Consider the following 19,153-nt stretch of genomic DNA (forward strand, 5'->3'; position numbering starts at 1 on the left):
CGATAGGTCAGTTCATCTTGGCCTTGCGGGCGTCGGCGATGACCTGCTCGAACTCGGCCATACTGAGCACGCCCGGCACGCGGTACTTGCCGACGATGAAGGACGGCGTGCCGCGGAAGCCAAAGGCTTCAGCCTGGTCGTTGTTGCGCTTGAGGATCGCCTCGATGTCCTTGCCGTGCGCGGTGAGATCACTCTTGAGGCGATCCATGTCGAGGCCGACGGAAGCCAGCAGCTCGTTGACGCGCGACTCGGTCAGGCGCGAGCTGACGCCCATCATGGCGTCGTGGGCCTGATGGTACTTGTCCTGGAATTTCGCGGCCAGCGCGATCCGCGCGGCCGTGACCGAGACAGGCCCGAGAATCGGCCAGTCCTTCAAGACCAGCCTGACCTTGCCGTCGTCCTGGATGACCTGGCGCAGCTCCGGCTCGAGCTTGCGGCAATAGGGACAGTTATAGTCGGACCACTCGATGATAGAGATGTTGCCATCGGGATTGCCGGCGACGGGAACGTCGGGATCACGCAGTACCTTGGCTTCGGTCAGCACCTCGCCATCGTCGGCAGCCGCACGCGCCAGGCTCATACCGCCAGCCGCGAAGGCGCCCACGCCGATCCACGTCAGCGCCGTACGGCGCGTCGGCCGAAGGCCTCCATCAAGGCCCTTATTCCTAAATCCAGCCATATCTCGTCCCGTTTCGGTCCCATCTCTGCAGATACGCGTCGGAACCGGAAGATGTTACACCCCTATAGAGCGTCGCGGGGACGATGTCATCGCACCAGCCGCGTGACCGAGCGCATCGGGCCGCTCAGGCCAGGCCTGGATCGTATTCGCCGGCTCAAAAGCGAGGCTTCCTTCATGAATGACGGCACGGGCGACGTCTGGGTCGAGGCCGGTTACCGAGCTCGCGATCCGGCAGTGGACCCGCGAAAGCGATCGCAGATGGCGCCGAAACTGGCCGGGAGGCTATTGGTCTGAACAAGAGGCCGGAGCTTGGCTCCGGCCTCGGCGTCATCTCGAAACCTCAGGCGGCGCCTTTCAGCTTCTTGTTGCATTCGCTGTAATAGCCGCCGCCCTTTTCGATCCACTTCATGCCGCCATTGCCGTTGGTGGCCTTGTTGGCGTTGTACTGGTCGACACAGGTGTGCAGGCGCGCCTTGCCGGCCGTCTCCTTGGCATATTTCGGATCGACCGCGTTCGGGAAGATCGCGGGGCCGGCCGGCAGGGTGGGCGCCGGAGCAGCAGCGGGCGCGGCCTCCTTCTTGGCCTGCTTCGGCTCGGCCGCAGGCGGAGGCGCGGCCGCAGCCGGTGCAGCGGCCGGCGTCGCATCCGCGCCGCACTGGGCCTTGCGGAATTCATTCCACTTCATGGTACCGAGCGAGCCGTCCTTCTTGGCCGCCTGATATTTCGCGCTGCACTCCTGCGAGGTCAGCGCCTGAGCCGGCGCGCTCGCCACCAGCGCGGCAACGCCCGATACCGCAATTGCACACAACAATTTGGCTTGAATGGTCATCCTTGGTCTCCCTCGGGGAAGCAAAACGAGGGTTGCTATCCTAGCGTGTCGACGCCTTCCGACAAGGAAGCGATGGGGGCCGGGGCCAAAATATAGTGCTCGCGCCGTTCAGATTATTCATGTCGCGTTCAGCAACGCGGGCCGAGGTTTGCGTCCCTTCGCAATTCCCGCAAGAAGAGTGCAACACCATGACCATCGCTTCCCGCCTCGCCGTCGTTGCTATTGCCTCCCTGTTCGCCACCGGCACGGCGTTCGCCCAGACCGCGGCGCCGGCCGCCAAGACCGATGCCACCACGACCGCCGACAAGAAGGCGCCCAAGGAGCACTCGGCCGAATCCCTCGAATGCTCCAAGCAGGCGGACGCCAAGGGGCTGCACGGCAAGGAGCGCAAGAAATTCCGCTCCGAGTGCATCAAGACCGCCAAGGGCGGCGCCGCGCCTGCCCCCGCCGCCGACAAGAAGTAAATCCGTCACAATCCTCTCCTCGCCTTTGGCGAGAGGCGCGCGCATTGCGGCATGACGAGCCCGCAATTGTGCGCCTCTCGCCGATTTGCGATAAGGTGGTGTGAAGCAAATCACCGCCTCCCTTCCGTTCGAATGGCCGAGCCGTGCCAAGGTTTTGAGCACTGCGGAGACGCTCGTCATCGGCGCCGCCGGCGGATTGGCCTTTCTGGCCGCGGGCTTGCCGGGCGGATTGATCTCGGGATCGATGATTGCAGTCGGCGTCGCCGCGATTGCCGGACGCCAGTTGTCCGTGCCGCCCCTCCTGACCCAGACAGTGCTGGTGCTGCTCGGCATTTCGCTGGGCTCCGTGGTCTCGCGTCACCTGATCCAACAGGTCAGTGCCTACCCGCTGACCATCGGGCTCCTGGCTCTCGCCACCTTCTGCTCGACTTTCGGCTCGAGCTATTACCTTCAGCGCGTCCATGGCTGGGACCGCACCTCGGCCTTCCTTGCCGGCAGCCCCGGCGCACTGTCTCAGATCTCCATCCTGGCAGTTGAGCGCGGGGCCGATCTGCCGGGAATCGCGGTGGTGCAGACCATGCGCGTGATCATCCTCACGGCGGCGCTGCCGATGGTGCTGGCAATCGCGGGCGTCGCGCCCTCTGTTGGACCGTCGCTGACGACGACGATCGCTTCACCGCGCGATCTTCTCGAATTGGTCGCCGCTTCGCTGGCGGCATCGCTGGTGCTGCGGCTCATCGGGTTTCCGGCAAGCTGGATGTTCGGGGCGATGATCGCCTCCAGCGTGCTGCACGGCGCCGGCTGGGTCGACGGCGGTCTTCCGAACTGGGTCCGCGGCGTGTCGCTGGTCGGCATTGGCGCGCTGATCGGCAGCCGCTTCGCCCGGATGCGGATCAAGACGCTGGCCGGCCACATCAACGCCGCGCTGGGCTCGTTTGCCGTGGCCATCGCCGTGTCCGCGGTCTTCGTCGGCATCGTCGCGCTCACGACGCAGGTGAAGTTCTCCGACGTCGTCGTCGCCTTCGCACCCGGCGCGATGGACGCAATGCTGGCCCTGGCGCTCACGCTGCACATCGACCCGATCTTCGTCGGCGCCCACCACCTCTCGCGCTTCGTGTTCGTGACCATCGCGACACCTGGTATCGTCCACCTGTTCGGCCGCACGCAGGACGACGTCGACGATTAGCCCGGTCCTGCCGTTGCCTGCCCCTTCAGCTCGGCAATCTGCGCCTCGAGGTCCGCAATCCGCTGGTCTCTTGCCGCCAGCGCCGCCGCCACATCGGGGGCGTCGAACTTTTGCGGAATGTGCTGCGGGCAGTTGGTGTCCCACGCGGCGATCTTGAATACGATCACCTGCTCGGGCCGGGCGCGATAGCCCTTCGGCATCAGCGCATCCGTCAGTGCATCGTCATCCTCGACCACCCGTGCCTCGCCCCAGATCTTCACCCGGCGGCGATGGGCGTAATCCATCACGAAAATGTAGGCCCTGGAATTCTCGGAGAGATTACCCTGAGTGACGTATTGCCGGTTGCCGGCGTAGTCGGTGAAGGCGAGCGTTTGCTTGTCCAAGACCTTCAAAAAGCCCTTCGGCCCGCCGCGATGCTGGATATAGGGTTGGCCGTCGGCCGAGGCCGTGGCGAAATAGAAGCTGTTGGCATCAGCAAGAAAAGCCGCGAGATTCTCATCGACCTCGGTGCGCCACCCCCGCTGCTCGGCCTGGGCATAGCCGTCCCGCGATCCCTTTCGGGTCTGGATCGATTTTACTGCCGGCGAGAAGGCGACGTCGCTGGCGTAGGCGTGAGTTGCCGTCATCGGAACATCTCCTGGAATTCCGGCGCAATGCTGCGTCTGTCGGCAGATAAAATGGACCTTCCATCTATCAAAACAATCTGGCCTGTTGACACTTCATCATTTCACTATATGCAATAATGCGCATGGACCGGCTGGAAGCCATGCACGTCTTCGTCACCGTCGCCGACCTGCGTGGCTTCGCGCCGGCAGCGCGAAAATTGCGGCTGTCGCCCTCCGCGGTGACGCGACTGATCGCCTCGCTTGAAGAGCATCTCGGCGCAAGGCTGCTGCAACGGACCACGCGGCAGGTGAGACTGACCGACGTCGGGACGCGCTATCTGGAGCGCGTCCGGCGGATCCTCGCCGATGTCGAGGAAGCCGACGGCTCCGCGCGGGAGGAGCGCAACCGGCCGAGCGGGCGCCTGGTGGTGTCGGCCCCGGTCGGCTTCGGCCGGCTGCATGTCAGTCCGGTCATGACCGCCTATCTGAAGCGTTATGCCGGCGTTGCCTGCGAACTCCGGCTGTCGGATAACCTCGTCAACCTCGTGGAAGACGCTGTCGACGCCGCGGTACGGATCGGCCACCTCGCCGACTCCTCCCTGGTCGCGCGCCACGTCGGCGAGATGCGGCGGATCACGGTGGCAGCGCCGGACTATCTCAAGCGCCATGGCGAGCCGAAGACGCCGGAGGCGCTGACCGAGCATCGGACCATCCTGTTCGGTCCCGCGACGGCGTGGCGCTTCGCGCAAGGCGGGCCGCGACCTCGAGGTGACGCCATCGCCGCGCTTCACCAGCAACAGCGCCGATGCCGCCCTGCAATATGCCGAGGCCGGCGGCGGCATCACGCGCGTGCTGGCCTATCAGGCCGCAGAGGGGCTGAAGCGCGGACGGCTCAAGATTCTGCTGGCGAAATACGAGCAGCCGGCGCTGCCGATTCACATCGTCTACCCGACCTCGCGCCTGCTCTCGGCCAAGGTGCGCGCGTTCATCGATCTCGTGGTGGAGAAGGCGGATTGGCGGTTTGGGTAGGCTCAGCCTTTCTTGGGCACCACCCGAAACGTCCCGCTCGCCCGCGCGATCACGACGCCGTCGGCCTTGATCAAGCTCTGCGCGAAGCAGATTGTCTTGCCGGTCTTGATCACGTCGCTCTCGATCGAGCACCATTGACCGATCTCGGCGGAGCCGACGAAATCGATAGACAGCGAAACCGTCACGAACGAAATGGTCCAGCCCGTCGCCTGCGCGCAACTGTAGCCCATGGCGTTGTCGGCGAGCGCGGTGATCAGCCCGCCATGGATCAGACCACGGCCGTTGGTGTGTGGCCTTGCCAACCGAAGACCGATGACAACGGCCCTCTCCGTTTTCTTTGCGTAGAGCGGCTCCCAGGGTTCGGTCAGCGGACTCTTGCGGGGGAGCGGCTCGAAGCCGTCGGGGATATCGGTCATGTCAGTCTCGTGCGCGTCGCAATGATTGTTGCCACATTGAACGCGATGGACGTGACGGACGCATCAATTACAAAGTTTTAAACGGGATTTGCGCGGATGTTTGAAACGGATGGCGTCCCAGTGGCGGAGCTAGAGAGATGGTGGGCACGGCGCTTCGCGACCTTGCCCACCCTACGGCACCGACTTCGTCGTGCTAAAACGGCAGCCCCACATAGTTCTCCGACAGCGACGTCATCGCGGCCCGGGACTGCGTGACGTAGTCGAGCTCGGCGACCTGGATGCGCGCGCCGATGCTGCCATTGTCAGGGAATTTGTGCAGCATCGAGGTCATCCACCAGGAGAAGCGCACGGCTTTCCAGACGCGCGCGAGCGCCTTGGCGGAATAGCCATCGATGCCGGCGCTCGATTTCTCGCCGTAGAACTCGCGGAGCGCACTCGACAGATAATGCGCATCGCTGGCCGCGAGGTTCAGCCCCTTGGCGCCGGTCGGCGGCACGATGTGGGCGGCATCGCCGCACAGGAACAGCTTGCCGAAACGCATCGGCTCGGCGACGAAGCTGCGCAAGGGCGCGATGCTCTTCTCGATCGAGGGGCCCGTCACCAGGTTGTCGGCCGCCTCCTGGTCGAGCCGGCGCTTCAATTCGTCCCAGAAGCGGTCGTCGGACCACTGATCGACATGGTCGTCGAGCGAGCACTGCAGATAATGCCGGCTGCGCTTCATCGATCGCATGGTGCAGAGGGCAAAGCCGCGGGCATGGTTGGAATAGATCAGTTCGTGACTGACCGGCGGTGTCTCCGACAGGATACCGAGCCAGCCGAACGGATAGACCCGTTCGAACTGCTCGATCGCCGAAGCGGGTACGCTGGCGCGGCTGACACCGTGAAAGCCATCGCAGCCAGCGATGAAATCGCAATCGAGCGTTTGGGTGACGCCGTCCTTGACCCAGGTTACGCGCGGGTGATTGCCATCGAAATCATGCGGCTGCACATCCTTGGCCTCGTAGACGGTGGTGAGGCCAGCCGCTTTCCGCGCGTCCATCAGGTCGAGCGTGACCTCGGTCTGGCCATAGATCATGACCGTCTTGCCGGTCGCGGCCTTCATGTCGATGCGATGCCGACGGCCGGCGAAGGCAAGCTCGATGCCTTCATGCAACAGCCCTTCGGCATGCGCCCGCGCGCCGGCGCCGATCTGGTCGAGCAGTCCAACCGTTCCCTGCTCCAGAAGGCCGGCCCGGATGCGTCCGAGCACGTAATCCGGGCTCTGTCGCTCGAGAATAACGTTGTCGACGCCGTATTGACGCAGAAGTTGCCCGAGCAACAATCCTGCCGGCCCGGCCCCGACGATTGCGACTTTTGTCCGCAATACTTGCTCCTCCCGATCCTGTAGGCTTTCGTCGCGGCCCGCTTGTCGCGTTGATCCGCCCAGGATAATTATATCATATAACGGTTGGAAAAAAGGGAGGCCGGTCGCCTGGGAAGCGACAAATCCATGCAGCATCCCTGACGTAGATGACGCAGCAGTTCCGGCTTGAACGCGCCGGCCAATTAGATAACATGTTAATTAACGAGACCGGGCCGTCGAAGCCCGCCGTCACAAAGAGGGAGAGACACGTGATGAGGAAAGCCTGTCTGGCTTTGCTGCTGGCCGCAAGCGCGACGCCAGCGTTCGCGCAGGACAAGACCGTCGATCTAAAGGTCTCGCACTGGGTGCCGGCCTCGCACCCGCTGCAAAAGTCGCTGGAAGACTGGGTGGCCGCGGTGAACAAGGACTCCGGCGGCACCATCACGGGCAAGGTGTTCCCGGCCCAGCAACTCGGCAAGGCGTTCGACCATTACGACATGGCGCGCGACGGCATCGCCGATGTCACCTATGTCAATCCCGGCTACCAGCCCGGTCGCTTCCCGATCATCGGCGCCGGCGAATTGCCCTTCCTGGTCTCGGACGCCAAGGGCGGATCGGAGGGGCTGGACGCCTGGTATCGCAAATATGCCGCGAAGGAGATGAAGGACGTCAAATACTGCCTCGCCTTCGTCCACTCACCTTCCTCGTTCCACTCCCGCACCAAGAAAATCGTGGTGCCGGAGGACGTGAAGGGCATGAAGATCCGGCCCGCCCATGCCACCATGGCGAATTTCGTGACCGCGCTCGGGGGCACCAATGTGCAGTCCTCCGCACCTGAAGTGCGCGACATCATCGAGCGCGGCGTCGCCGATGCGGTGACCTTCCCCTGGGGCTCGCTGGTGCTGTTCGGCATCGACAAGGTGACCAAGTACGACATGGACGCGCCACTCTACACGACCACGTTCGTGTTCGTGATGAACAAGGACAAGTACGATGCGATGTCCGACAAGCAGAAGGCCGCGATCGACAAGAACTGCACGACCGAGATGGCCGGCGTGGTTGGCGAGCACTGGGGCAAGTTCGAGGATGCCGGAATCGACAAGGTGAAGGCGGAAGAAAGTCACGAGATCTACAAGCTGACACCGGAGCAGACCGCCGCCTGGAAGAAGGCGGCCGACCCGCTGGTCAAGACCTGGGGTGAAGGCGCCCGAAAGGCCGGCGTCGATCCCGACGCCGCGCTGGCGGATCTCAAGGCATCGCTGAAGAAGTACAACGCGCTGGCGGAGTGAGGCCAGCTGATGCAGCGGCTTCCTTCTTGCCCCTCGCCCCGGCTAACGGGGAGAGGATCGGGGTGAGGGGCTGCTTCCGCAAAGATGGTGACAGATACTCTCGCGGAGAGTCCCCCTCACCCGGAATCCGCCCTTACGCGCGCATTCCGGCCTCTCCCCGCACGCGGGGAGAGGCGGGCGGGCGCGGCGAGATCCGGATCAAAGCAATGACGGCACACGACGAGGCACTCCCAACAAAGCGCTCCTGGATGGACCGCATCATCGACACGATCGAATGGATCGCGGCCGCGTTCGTCGGCCTCGTCGCGCTGGACATCTTTTTGTCGGTGCTGCTGCGGAACACGCTGAATTATTCAATTCCTGACAGTTTCGACATCGGCCGCATGCTGCTCGGCATCCTCATCTTCTGGGGCATTGCGGCGACCTCGTATCGCGGCACGCATATCACGGTGGACCTGGTCTGGGGCAATGTCGGCCCGCGCTACCAGCGCTGGATCGACGTGTTCGCGACGCTGGTGCTGCTGTTCGTCGTCACCGTGCAGACATGGACGCTGTTCGACAAGGTCCGCGGCACCTACAGGGACAACGTCCAGACCTTCGACATGCACATGCCGACCTGGCCATTCTTCGCAATTGCATGGATCGGCGACGTCTCGGCCGTGCTGCTGATCGCAATTCGCACTTACCGACTGATCTTCCATCCCGAAGAGATGCACGACCCCAAGCTGAAGGCGACGGAGTAGTCATGAGCACCGATGTCGTCGCCGTTCTCGGCTTCGTTTCCCTTTTCACATTGATGCTGCTGCGCGTGCCTGTCGGCATGGCCATGGGCCTGGTCGGCGTCTCCGGCTTCGCCTATCTCGTCGGTCCGACCCCTGCACTGAAGCTGGTCGGCCAGACTTCGATGCGCACGGTCACCGACTACACGTTCGGCGTGATCCCGATGTTTCTGCTGATGGGGTCGTTCGTCAGCAATTCGGGCATGAGCCGCGAGCTGTTCCGCGCCGCCAACGGCTTTGTCGGCCACTTGCGCGGGGGCCTCGGCATCGCCACGGTCGGCGCCTGCGGCGGCTTCGCCGCGATCTGCGGCTCCTCGGTCGCCACCGCGGCGACCTTCTCCGCCGTTGCGTATCCGGAGATGCGCCGCTTCGGCTATCCGCAGTCCTTTGCGACCGGCGTGATCGCCGCCGGGGGCACGCTGGGTGCGATGCTGCCACCCTCCACCGTGCTCGCGGTCTACGGCATCATCACCGAGCAGGACATCGGAAAACTCTTCATCGCCGGCATCATCCCCGGCCTGCTGGCGATGACCATGTACATGATCACGATTTTCCTGATCGGCTATTTCCGCCCGGATTTCCTGCCCAAGGGCAAGGTGCTGCCCTGGCGCGAGCGTTTCGCGGGCCTGAAGGAGATCTGGGCGCCGGTGCTGCTGTTCGTGTTCGTGATCGGCGGCCTTTACGGCCTGCCCTTCCTGCCGCGTTTCACGCCGACCGAAGCCGGCGGCGTCGGCGCCACCGGCGCTTTTATCATCGGCATCGTCACCGGGCGGCTCGACCGCGAGAAGGTGCTGGTCTCGCTGCTGCAGGCAACGCGCACGGCCGCCGCGGTCTTCACCGTGCTGATCGGCGCGCTGATCTTCGGCTACTTCCTCACGGTGACTCAGACGCCGCAGAAGGTGACGGAATTCCTCACTGGTCTCGGCCTCGGCTCCTACGGCGTACTGGCACTGATCATGATAATGTATCTGGTGCTCGGCTGCCTGATGGACGCAATGGCGATGATCATCCTGACCGTGCCGATCATTTTCCCGGTCATCATGCATCTCGGCTTCGACCCGATCTGGTTCGGCGTCATCATCGTCATGACCGTCGAGCTCGGCCTGATCCATCCGCCTGTCGGCATGAACGTCTTTGTCATCAAGAGCGTGGTGAAGGACGTCTCCTTCGCCACCATCTTCAAGGGCGTCATCCCGTTCGTAGCGACCGATCTCGTACGCCTGGTGATCCTGATCACCTTCCCGCTACTGGCGACATGGCTGCCGACGCGGATGATGGCACACTAGAGAGATGAAGCGATGACCACGCCGACGCTCGAGACGAAATACGTCTTCACCATCACCGCCGAGATCGGCGACGTCATCACCGCCGGCGAGACCGGCATCGGCGTCCGCCGCATCATCCCCATCGTCGGCGGCGCGGTGACGGGCGCGATATCAGGCAGGGTGCTGCCGTTCGGTGCCGATTTCCAGACCATCCGCCCCAACGAGCTGATCGACCTGGAAGCCAAATACGCGTTCGAGACCGACGACGGCGCAATCGTCTACGTCGAGAACAAGGGCATGCGCTTCGGCCCTGTCGAACTCCTGCAAAAGCTCAAACGCGGCGAACCGGTGGATCCGAAGCTGATCTATTTCCGCACCGTGCCGAGATTCGAGACGGGACACGAGAACTATCGCTGGCTGATGGAGCACATCTTTGTGGGCTCGGCCGCACGGCATGCCGACCGGGTGGTGATCGACGTGCATCAGGTGCTGTGAATACACTCCGCTGTCGTCCGGCGGGGTGAAACACCGCAGACCCCCTCCTTGACTCCTCCAGAATTCGTTATACAACATAACTATTCTGACAAGGACGCAAATGACACAGGGAAACGCCGAGACCGCTGGCGCGGGCGCCTCCGGGTTGCTTCAGATCGAGAGGGTGGACCGGGTTCTGACGGTAGGTCTGAACCGGCCGGCCAAGCGCAATGCGCTCAACGACGGCATCATCCTCGAAATCGGCGAATGCTTTACGTCCCTGCCCGAGGACATCGGCGCGGTCGTCATTCACGGCATTGGCGACCATTTCTCCAGCGGTCTCGACCTCTCCGAACTGCAGGATCACGACGCCACCGGGGGCCTGCTGCACTCGCAGATGTGGCACCGGGTGTTCGACCGCATCCAATATAGCCGCGTGCCCGTGATTGCGGCGCTCAAGGGCGCGGTGATCGGCGGCGGGCTCGAGCTTGCCTGCTCCGCCCATATTCGCGTCGCGGAGCCCACAGCCTATTTCGCACTGCCGGAAGGGCAGCGCGGCATCTTCGTCGGCGGCGGCGGCTCGGTGCGGCTGCCGCGGCTGATCGGCGTCGCCCGCATGATGGACATGATGCTGACCGGGCGCGTCTACTCCGCGACCGAAGGCGCATCCTACGGCTTTGCCCAATATGTCACGGAGGCCGGTCACGGCCTCTCCAGGGCGCTGGAGCTCGCGACCAAGATCGCGTCCAACGCGCCGTTGACGAATTTCGCCGTGCTCCAGGCATTGCCGATGATCGCGGAAGCGAATCCGCAGACTGGCCTGCTCATGGAATCGCTGATGGCGACGGTTGCGCAGAGCGACAAAGAGGCAAAACGCAGGATCCGCGAGTTCCTCGAGCACAAGACCGCCAAGGTGAAGCCGAAATCATGAGCGCACAGCCGTCCTCTTCCAGCACAGAGCGCGGCGTGAGCAATTCTCCGCTGCGGCCCATTTCGTTCGGCGATCCCGTCGTCGACATCGAGCGTCGCACCGATGGCACGATCTATCTGCGACCCAAACAGCCGCTCGGCGACTATCCGGTCCGCATCACCGACCGCCTGCATCACTGGGCGACCACGACGCCGGACCGCGTGTTCATGGCGGAGCGCGAAGGCGGCCGCGGCTGGCGCAAGATCACCTATGCCGAGCTGCTCACCGCGAGCCGGCATATTGCCTCGGGATTGATCCAGCGCGGCCTCTCGGCAGAGCGGCCGGTCGTCATCCTGTCAGGCAATTCGATCGACCACGCATTGCTCGCCTTCGGCGCATTCTATGCCGGCGTTCCGTTCTGCCCGGTGTCGCCGGCCTATTCGCTGGTGTCGAAGGATTACGGCAAGCTCTCCTACTTGATGAAGCTGCTGACGCCCGGCCTGGTTTTCGCAGACGATGCCGGCAAGTTCGCGGATGCGCTCGCCGCCAATGTCTCGCTCGGCACCGAGATCGCCGCGTCGTACGGCAGCGCGCCGGGCCGCGACGTCACCTTGCTCGCCGACCTCATGGCAACCCCGATCCGTGACGACCTCGATGCCGTGCACGGCAACATCGGCCCCGACTCGATCGCAAAGTTCCTGCTGACGTCAGGCTCGACCGGCAACCCCAAGGCCGTCATCAACACCCAGCGCATGATCTGCGCCAACCAGGTGATGCTGCGCGAGACGCTCGCCTTTCTCAAGGACGAGCCGCCCGTCATCATCGACTGGCTGCCCTGGAACCACACTTTTGGCGGTAACCACAATATCGGGCTGACCTTGTACAATGGCGGCTCGATGTTTCTCGACGCCGGCAAGCCGGTGCCCGGCGGCATCGAGGAGACCGTGCGAAATCTCCAGGAGATTTCTCCGACGGTCTATTTCAACGTGCCGAAGGGCTACGAATCGTTGCTGCCTTACCTGCGCGACGACCAGGGGCTGCGCGCCAAATTCTTCGACCGCCTGCACGCGATGTTCTTCTCCGGCGCGGCGCTATCGCCCTTCGTCTGGGATAGCCTCGACGAACTGGCCGTGAAGGAGAAGGGCTATCGCGTGCCGATGCTGACCGGACTTGGCGCGACCGAGACCGCGCCGTTCTTCATGTCGGTCAATCCGCGCACCAGCCGTTCCGGCCATGTCGGCCTTCCCGTTTCCGGCAATGACGCCAAGCTGGTGCCGAACAACGGCAAGATGGAAGTCCGAGCCAAGGGGCCGAACGTGATGCCCGGCTATTGGCGTCAACCCGACATCACCGCGAAATCCTTCGACGAGGAAGGATTTTACAAGATGGGCGATGCGCTCAAGCCCGCTGACCCCAATGATCTCAACGCCGGCTTCGACTTCGACGGCCGTGTCAGCGAGGATTTCAAGCTCGCGAGCGGCACCTGGGTCAGCGTCGGCCCGCTGCGCGCGCGCCTCACCGCGGCCTGCGCGCCGCTGGTGCGCGACGTCGTCATCGCCGGCATCAACCGCGACGAAGTTTCCGCGCTCGTGCTGCTCGATCTCGACGGCTGCCGCCTGGTCAACCCGACACTGCCAGCCGACGATCTCACCGTGACCGCACGCGACCGCCTGGTGCGCGAAGCCTTCCGCGAGCGCCTGACGCACTTCCTCAGCCAGGCCACCGGGTCCTCGACGCGGGTCACACGCGCGATCCTGATGGACACGCCACTCTCGATCGACATGGGCGAGGTTACCGACAAGGGCTCGATCAACCAGCGCGCGGTGCTCGAGCATCGCACCGCTCTGATCGAGGAGCTCTACGCTGCCAATCCATCTGACCGTGTGATATCGGTCGGCTAAGAATTCATCGAAGGAGAACGCCATGTTGTTGAAGGATCAGGCAGCCATCGTCACCGGCGGCGCATCGGGGCTTGGCGCGGCGACCGCGCGAAAGCTGGCGGCGCAGGGCGCCAAGGTCGCGGTATGCGATCTCAATGCCAAGCTCGCGGAAACCGTTGCCGCCGAGATCAAGGGCGTGGCCGTGACCTGCGACGTTTCCGATGCGGCATCGGCTGAGGCTGCGATCGCGCAGGCGACCAAGGCCCATGGCCCGGCCCGCGTGCTGGTCAATTGCGCCGGCATCGGCGTGGCGAAGCGCGTGGTTGGTCGCGACGGCCCGATGGCGCTCGCGGATTTCGACAAGGTGATCAAGGTCAATCTGATCGGTACCTTCAACATGCTGCGCCTCGCTGCGACCGAGATGTCCAAACTCGAGCCGCAGGCGACAGGCGAGCGCGGCGTCATCATCAACACGGCCTCCGTCGCCGCCTATGACGGCCAGATCGGCCAGTCAGCCTATTCGGCCTCCAAGGGCGGCATCGTCGGCATGACGCTGCCGATCGCGCGCGAGCTCGCCCAGTTCGGCGTTCGCGTGCTGACCATCGCGCCCGGCCTGTTCCTCACGCCGCTGCTGGCCAACCTGCCGCAGGAAGCTCAGGACTCGCTTGCCGCGGCGATCCCCTTCCCGCGCCGGCTCGGCCACGCCGACGAGTTCGCGGCATTGGCGCTGCACATGGTCGAGAACTCCTACCTGAACGGCGAAGTGGTACGCCTCGACGGTTCGCTGCGCATGGCGCCGAAATAGGCGCGCAACGCATGTTCGTGAACCGGCGCGACGTCCAGATCCAGTGGGGCGACTGCGACCCCGCCAACATCGTCTACTATCCGCGTTACTTCGCGATGTTCGACGATTCGACGTCGACCCTGTTCGAAGTCGCCGGCTTCTCCAAGCAGGACCTGGTCCGCAAATACGGCTTGGTGGGCATCCCCATGGTCGATACCAGGTCCAAGTTCTACATCCCCTCGACCTATGGCGACTGGATCACCATCGAGACGAAGATCGAGAGCATCAAACGCTCGAGCTTTGAGGTGAAGCACAACGTCTACAAGGGCGAGGCCCTCGCCATCGAAGGGTTCGAGACGCGTGTTCTGGTCGGCCGCGACCCGGACAACCCCGACAGACTGAAATCGGCGCCATTCCCTCCGGAAATGGTCGCCAAATTCACGGGAAGCTAGTCCGGAGCCAACTCGCCGCATCGACAAAAGACGGGGCTGAACTCAACCCCGGTTTCTGCTTTCAAGGAAAATCGTCAAGGGAGGAACAGATGAAACGCTTTTACCTGACCGCCGCGATCGCGGCGGCGACGCTGGCGCTGCCGGCTCTGCCCGCGCTGGCGCAGACGAACGAAATCACCATCGGCATCACCACCACAACGACCGGTCCGGGCGCCGCGCTCGGAATCCCCGAGCGCAACGCGCTGGAATTCGTGCCGAAGGAAATCGGCGGCGTGCCGCTGAAGGTGATCGTGCTCGACGACGGCGGCGATCCGACCACCGCGACCACCAACGCCCGCCGCTTCGTGACCGAATCCAAGGCCGACATCATCATGGGCTCGGCGCTGACGCCGCCGACGATCGCCGTCTCAAACGTCGCCAATGAAGCCGGCATTCCGCATTTCGGGCTCGCGCCTTTTCCGATCACCCCGGAGCGCATGAAGTGGTCCGTGGCGATGCCACAGCCGATCCCGATCATGGGCAAGGTGCTGTATGAGCACATGAAGGCGCATAACGTGAAGACGGTCGGCTACATCGGCTACTCCGACTCCTACGGCGACCTCTGGTTCAATGATTTCAAGGCCCAGGGCGTGCCGCTGGGCCTCGCGCTCGCGGACGAAGAGCGGTTTGCACGTCCCGATACCTCGGTCACTGGGCAGGTGCTGAAGCTCGTCGCCGCCAATCCCGACGCGATTCTGGTTGGCGCCTCCGGCACTGCCGCAGCACTGCCGCAGACCGAATTGCGCGAGCGCGGCTATCAGGGCCTGATCTACCAGACCCACGGCGCGGCCAGCATGGACTTCATCCGTATCGCGGGTAAGGCCGCCGAAGGCGTGCTGATGGCGTCGGGCCCCGTCATGGATCCCGAAGATCAGCCTGACAGCGCCCTCACCAAAAAGCCGGGATTGGCGCTGAACTCCGCCTATGAGGCCAAATATGGCCCCAACAGCCGCAGCCAGTTCGCCGGCCATTCCTACGATGCGTTTGAGATCCTCAAGCGCGTCATCCCTGTTGCGCTGAAGACCGCAAAGCCCGGCACGCCGGAATTCCGCGAGGCCATCCGTCAGGCACTGCTGTCGGAGCGGGAGATGGCCGCCAGCCAGGGCGTCTACAACTTCACCGAAAAGGATCGGTACGGCCTCGACGACCGCTCGCGTATTCTGCTTACGGTCAAGGACGGCAAATACACGCTCGCGAAATAAGCAGCCGCAGTTTCCGAGACCACGAGAGCCGGCCCACAGAGGGCCGGCTCTTTTATTTTATTGTTGCGTCCCGCGTACGCGTCAGGCCGCCTGCCTCAGCGGCGTCCAGGCGAATTCGGGATAGTAGATGTCCATCATCCGGTCGACATAAGCGGTGAGGTTCGGAAATCCTTCCGCGCGCTCGCGCAGGCTCGATTCGAAGAACGGCGTCAAAATGCCGGCCAGCGCGCCGAACGCGGTGGCATCGACCCCACTGGGCTTGTTGCCCATCAGATAGGACTTTTCGCCGAGCTGCACGGACAATGCGAACAACGAACGCACCGCCAGTTCGACGTCGTCGTCGGGTCCATGGCGACCAAGCCCGGAGAGCAGATAGTTCTCGGCCACGCGGAATTGCGCGTCCTCGCGCAATTTTTCGCGATTGTGTTCCGGCGCGCCGTCGAAGAAGTGGGCAGGGCCCTTGGCGAAATTGGCCGGATCGACCCAGCGTGCGCCGACCAGCGCCCAATAGACGTGATGCTCGATCATGCGCTCGAACGCCCAGGCCTGCGCTCGTTCGGCCAGTGACAGTCCGGCATCGAAATCGAAGCCGTAGCGGCGCTCGAGATGGGCGCGGATGAAGGTGGAATCGGCCACCGCCTCGCCACCATCGTCGATGAAGGGCAGCTGCCCCTTCGGCGAGGCCGGCGGCATCGCACGCTCCTTCCGGTAGGGCAAGCCCGCCATCTTGAGCTGCACCTCCGTCTTGGTGACGAAGGGGCTGATTTCCGGCAGGCCGAAGCCGGCGCCAAAGCCATAAAGCGTGATCATGCGGGCTCTCCTGAACGAGCGAAAGAGTTGACGGGACCTACTGACGCGCTGCTGCCACCATGGTGGCAGCAGCCGTGATATCTTCTGCGAAACGGGCCCCCTGCCAGGCGCGGCTCATGACATGGCGGACCACCAAGTCCGCAGCCTGGGTTAGCGAGCGTGCCAGCATGGTCGCGAGCGCCATGCGGAGGTCGACCATTGTGAGATCGAAAAACATCAGCCGGCTGAAGGCCCGGGCGTACAGCAACGCATGCAATGGAGCCTGTGCCCGCCACAGCGGACCGGCCGGACCGAAATGGCTTGGAATGATCATGGACAAATCCTCTTCAGTCGATGTGTTGTCCCGGTATAGAACTCCCCTGCTGCCAACATCCTGTCAGCAGCCACGCGGCATTTTCTGATCCGCCCCCGATGAGAGAATTGTCATGAGACGCGCCGACCGGCTGTTTCAGATCATCCAGGTGCTGAGGCGCACCCGTAAGCCGCTGACGGCGGACGCGATTGCCGCCGAGCTCGAGACGTCGAAGCGCACCATCTATCGCGACATCGCAACGCTGATGGGCCAGCGCGTGCCGATCCGCGGCGAAGCCGGCATGGGCTACATCCTGGAAAAGGGCTTTGACCTGCCGCCCTTGATGCTGACACCTGACGAGATCGAGGCGGCGGTGCTGGGCGCGCAATGGGTCGCCGGCCATGCCGATTCCACGCTGGCGCGTGCGGCCGAAGATCTGATGGCCAAAATCGCCGACACCGTGCCCGAGCGGCTGCGGCCCTTCGTGCTGGAGCCGGCGAGCCGCGCACGGCCGAGCTGGAACAGGGAGCCGGACCGGCTGGACATGGCGCGCACGCGCACCCAGATCCACGAAGGCAAGAAGATCATGCTGCGCTATCGCGACGAGCAGGGCCGCTCCAGCGAGCGCACGATCTGGCCGATCTCGGTCGGCTATCTCGAAGCCGTACGTTTGCTTGCGGCATGGTGCGAGCTGCGCAGCGACTTCCGCAGCTTCCGCACCGACCGCGTCGTGGACGCCACCTATCTCGACGAAAGATATCCCGAGAGGCGCGACGTGCTGCGCGCCAAATGGCGGCAGAGCCTGGTCTGGGGCCCGCCAAAGGACACGTGACGGCGATGGACGAGACATCCACCATCGATCTGTCGAGCTGTTGCCAGAGCTGCGGCGCCTGCTGCGGCTATTCGCAGAACTGGCCACGATTCTCGATCGAGAGCGACGAGGAGCTCGCTGCGATCCCTGAGGCGCTCGTCAACGAGCGTCAATCCGGGATGCGCTGCGAGGGCGATCGCTGTTCGGCTTTGCAGGGCGAAATTGGAAAGGCCACCGCGTGCAGCATCTACGCGGTGCGGCCGGAAGTGTGCCGCACCTGCATGCCGGGCGATGCCGAATGCGCGATGGCGCGGCGAAAGTTCGGGCTGCCTGTGATCGAGAGCGTATGACCAGGAAAACTGTGCAGCGGTTTTCCGCCGGGATCATGCCCAAACCATAGAGCCTTAGGCCGGAACGGCTTGGCTGATCTCGTCGTCGATTTCGTCGTCCAGCGGTGCGAGCACCGAGAGCGGCTTGGTCGACAGCGTGATCGGCTTGCGGCCTCCCGACAGCGACGGTGACGATTTGGCCGTGCTCGCGCGCGACAGCGCATAGAGTGTCGAGCCGACACGACCGCCGTTCTCGATCAGGTCGCGCTCGCTGCAGCTTCCTGCGATCGCGACAGCCAGCGAATGAAGATGGCTGCGGCGATAGCAAAACAGCGCGAGCCTGGCGCGCGCGTCAGGGGAAACACTCTCAATCAGCCTCGGCAGGCCACTCTCGCTGGCGCGGTACATCTCGCCAAGGAGCTCGTCGCGAACCGGGCAGAAATCGCCTTCATAAGCGTCGCGGCTTGAAAACATTGCAGTTCTCCCTCGTGAAGGGAAGATGCAGCGCAATTCTCTAATGAAAGGTTAACCACCCTCGGCGGTAGTCACCCGGGGTCCTTGCCATCCTGCCGCGAATCGAAGGGGAGCCCTATCGGGTTGAATACGGGGTTGCAGCCGTCCTTCGAGAAGCCGGCATTCGGCGGGCTCTCAGGATGAGCCTTGAGTCTCAGTTCGCCGCCATGAAAATCGAGAGGCCGAAGCCGGTCAGGTGATGCAGCGCCTGATCGACGCCGATCAGGGTCCAGAACCAGGGGTGCTCCTGGTTGACGCCGAAATTGGCCGAGACGAGTCCCTTGGCCCGGTCGATCGTGATGTGGATGACGAAATCGATCAGCGCCACGAACCAGAACCTCGGCGCTGCGATCAGGATCAGCGGCAACGCAACCGCAAGATGAATCAGGCAATGCACCAGAAGCGGCAATGCCCAGCCGTGCTTCTGGTCCTTGCCTTGCGCCATCCAGGCCGTCTGCAAGACGAAATCGGCGATGATGTGCTTGAAGGTGAGCAGCAACATCCAGCCAATAAGCGCTTCGACCGGAACCGCCGATGACAGGGGTGGAAACGACAAAGCTGACGCCCTCGTTGACTCGAAAAGAAAAAATGGAGCGTTCAGCGCAACTTCTTCTTGGACCCGTCAAATCATCGGGACCCATGATTTATGGCACCTCCCGGGCCGGAATGCAGCTAGGGGAACCGGAAAATCGAGAACTGTGGCTAAAGGGTGATAGGATGGGCAAGCGGCGTGGGATCGGTCGAGTAAGGTTACCTCCGGCGCGGAATTTGCAT

At 63.6% G+C, this 19,153-nt stretch carries 22 protein-coding genes and 1 pseudogene; 14 read left to right on the forward strand and 9 right to left on the reverse strand.

Going from position 1 to position 19,153, the window contains the following annotated elements:
• Window positions 1-7: 7 nt before the first annotated feature.
• Together ACVW16_RS14680 and ACVW16_RS14685 are read right to left on the reverse strand one after the other, a co-directional pair.
• Entirely contained in the window at window positions 8-679 is a 672-nt protein-coding gene (locus ACVW16_RS14680; RefSeq protein ID WP_456737123.1) for a DsbA family protein, read from the reverse strand.
• A gap of 340 nt (window positions 680-1,019) precedes the next feature.
• Window positions 1,020-1,508, reverse strand: a complete 489-nt coding sequence (locus ACVW16_RS14685) for a hypothetical protein (RefSeq protein WP_456699895.1) — start codon at window positions 1,506-1,508, stop codon at window positions 1,020-1,022.
• 188 nt (window positions 1,509-1,696) lie between these two features.
• Here ACVW16_RS14685 and ACVW16_RS14690 point away from each other — a divergent pair, with 188 nt between their 5' ends.
• On the forward strand, window positions 1,697-1,972 hold the full coding sequence (locus ACVW16_RS14690) for a PsiF family protein (protein ID WP_456699896.1): 276 nt from the start codon (window positions 1,697-1,699) through the stop codon (window positions 1,970-1,972).
• 100 nt (window positions 1,973-2,072) lie between these two features.
• The gene (locus ACVW16_RS14695) at window positions 2,073-3,158 is read left to right on the forward strand and encodes an AbrB family transcriptional regulator (RefSeq protein WP_456737122.1); all 1,086 of its coding nucleotides are present in this window, start codon (window positions 2,073-2,075) and stop codon (window positions 3,156-3,158) included.
• Here the strand turns inward: ACVW16_RS14695 and ACVW16_RS14700 are convergent.
• The gene (locus ACVW16_RS14700; protein WP_456737121.1) at window positions 3,155-3,784 is read right to left on the reverse strand and encodes a pyridoxamine 5'-phosphate oxidase family protein; all 630 of its coding nucleotides are present in this window, start codon (window positions 3,782-3,784) and stop codon (window positions 3,155-3,157) included. The two genes, ACVW16_RS14695 and ACVW16_RS14700, sit on opposite strands and share 4 nt — an antisense overlap.
• Before the next feature lie 122 nt (window positions 3,785-3,906).
• Between ACVW16_RS14700 and ACVW16_RS14705 the strand changes: the two are divergent.
• A pseudogene (locus tag ACVW16_RS14705) lies at window positions 3,907-4,792 on the forward strand (LysR family transcriptional regulator).
• A gap of 2 nt (window positions 4,793-4,794) precedes the next feature.
• On the opposite strand, the gene ACVW16_RS14710 reads toward ACVW16_RS14705, so the two are convergent.
• On the reverse strand, window positions 4,795-5,208 hold the full coding sequence (locus tag ACVW16_RS14710; RefSeq protein WP_456737120.1) for a PaaI family thioesterase: 414 nt from the start codon (window positions 5,206-5,208) through the stop codon (window positions 4,795-4,797).
• A gap of 193 nt (window positions 5,209-5,401) precedes the next feature.
• The gene (gene pobA, locus ACVW16_RS14715; RefSeq protein WP_456737119.1) at window positions 5,402-6,571 is read right to left on the reverse strand and encodes a 4-hydroxybenzoate 3-monooxygenase; all 1,170 of its coding nucleotides are present in this window, start codon (window positions 6,569-6,571) and stop codon (window positions 5,402-5,404) included.
• A gap of 251 nt (window positions 6,572-6,822) precedes the next feature.
• Here pobA and ACVW16_RS14720 point away from each other — a divergent pair, with 251 nt between their 5' ends.
• From ACVW16_RS14720 to ACVW16_RS14760, 9 genes are all read left to right on the forward strand, one after another.
• The gene (locus ACVW16_RS14720) at window positions 6,823-7,839 is read left to right on the forward strand and encodes a TRAP transporter substrate-binding protein (RefSeq protein ID WP_456699902.1); all 1,017 of its coding nucleotides are present in this window, start codon (window positions 6,823-6,825) and stop codon (window positions 7,837-7,839) included.
• A gap of 206 nt (window positions 7,840-8,045) precedes the next feature.
• Window positions 8,046-8,582, forward strand: a complete 537-nt coding sequence (locus ACVW16_RS14725) for a TRAP transporter small permease (RefSeq protein ID WP_456737118.1) — start codon at window positions 8,046-8,048, stop codon at window positions 8,580-8,582.
• 2 nt (window positions 8,583-8,584) lie between these two features.
• Window positions 8,585-9,904 carry a TRAP transporter large permease gene (locus ACVW16_RS14730; RefSeq protein WP_456699904.1) on the forward strand — a complete coding sequence of 440 codons (1,320 nt, stop codon included), beginning with the start codon at window positions 8,585-8,587 and terminating at the stop codon, window positions 9,902-9,904.
• Window positions 9,905-9,916: 12 nt separating this feature from the next.
• Window positions 9,917-10,378: a DUF3237 domain-containing protein gene (locus tag ACVW16_RS14735; protein ID WP_456737117.1), complete on the forward strand. Its 462-nt coding sequence runs from the start codon at window positions 9,917-9,919 to the stop codon at window positions 10,376-10,378.
• A gap of 100 nt (window positions 10,379-10,478) precedes the next feature.
• Entirely contained in the window at window positions 10,479-11,288 is an 810-nt protein-coding gene (locus ACVW16_RS14740) for a crotonase/enoyl-CoA hydratase family protein (protein ID WP_456737116.1), read from the forward strand.
• Window positions 11,285-13,168, forward strand: coding sequence for a feruloyl-CoA synthase (locus ACVW16_RS14745; RefSeq protein ID WP_456737115.1), 1,884 nt, complete (start codon window positions 11,285-11,287; stop codon window positions 13,166-13,168). The genes ACVW16_RS14740 and ACVW16_RS14745 overlap by 4 nt, the downstream gene beginning before the upstream one ends.
• Before the next feature lie 22 nt (window positions 13,169-13,190).
• On the forward strand, window positions 13,191-13,952 hold the full coding sequence (locus ACVW16_RS14750) for an SDR family NAD(P)-dependent oxidoreductase (RefSeq protein ID WP_092230819.1): 762 nt from the start codon (window positions 13,191-13,193) through the stop codon (window positions 13,950-13,952).
• A gap of 11 nt (window positions 13,953-13,963) precedes the next feature.
• A complete protein-coding gene (locus ACVW16_RS14755; RefSeq protein WP_092230816.1) occupies window positions 13,964-14,383 on the forward strand; it encodes an acyl-CoA thioesterase in 420 nt (139 codons plus the stop codon).
• Between the two features lie 89 nt (window positions 14,384-14,472).
• Window positions 14,473-15,624 carry an ABC transporter substrate-binding protein gene (locus ACVW16_RS14760; protein ID WP_456737114.1) on the forward strand — a complete coding sequence of 384 codons (1,152 nt, stop codon included), beginning with the start codon at window positions 14,473-14,475 and terminating at the stop codon, window positions 15,622-15,624.
• An 81-nt stretch (window positions 15,625-15,705) separates the two neighbouring features.
• Here ACVW16_RS14760 and ACVW16_RS14765 read toward each other — a convergent pair whose 3' ends face one another.
• Together ACVW16_RS14765 and ACVW16_RS14770 are read right to left on the reverse strand one after the other, a co-directional pair.
• On the reverse strand, window positions 15,706-16,434 hold the full coding sequence (locus ACVW16_RS14765) for a glutathione S-transferase family protein (protein ID WP_456737113.1): 729 nt from the start codon (window positions 16,432-16,434) through the stop codon (window positions 15,706-15,708).
• Window positions 16,435-16,471: 37 nt separating this feature from the next.
• Window positions 16,472-16,747, reverse strand: coding sequence for a hypothetical protein (locus ACVW16_RS14770; protein WP_456737112.1), 276 nt, complete (start codon window positions 16,745-16,747; stop codon window positions 16,472-16,474).
• A gap of 112 nt (window positions 16,748-16,859) precedes the next feature.
• Between ACVW16_RS14770 and ACVW16_RS14775 the strand changes: the two genes are divergently transcribed.
• Complete coding sequence (locus ACVW16_RS14775; protein ID WP_456699912.1) at window positions 16,860-17,558, forward strand: helix-turn-helix transcriptional regulator; 699 nt, start codon at window positions 16,860-16,862, stop codon at window positions 17,556-17,558.
• A 5-nt stretch (window positions 17,559-17,563) separates the two neighbouring features.
• Complete coding sequence (locus ACVW16_RS14780; protein WP_456699913.1) at window positions 17,564-17,887, forward strand: YkgJ family cysteine cluster protein; 324 nt, start codon at window positions 17,564-17,566, stop codon at window positions 17,885-17,887.
• Between the two features lie 54 nt (window positions 17,888-17,941).
• Here the strand turns inward: ACVW16_RS14780 and ACVW16_RS14785 are convergent, their stop codons facing one another.
• Both ACVW16_RS14785 and ACVW16_RS14790 read right to left on the reverse strand, forming a co-directional pair.
• Window positions 17,942-18,340, reverse strand: coding sequence for a hypothetical protein (locus ACVW16_RS14785; RefSeq protein WP_456737111.1), 399 nt, complete (start codon window positions 18,338-18,340; stop codon window positions 17,942-17,944).
• Between the two features lie 193 nt (window positions 18,341-18,533).
• On the reverse strand, window positions 18,534-18,881 hold the full coding sequence (locus ACVW16_RS14790) for a DUF3307 domain-containing protein (RefSeq protein ID WP_456705094.1): 348 nt from the start codon (window positions 18,879-18,881) through the stop codon (window positions 18,534-18,536).
• Window positions 18,882-19,153: the final 272 nt, after the last annotated feature.

Source organism: Bradyrhizobium sp. USDA 4474 (assembly GCF_054057515.1).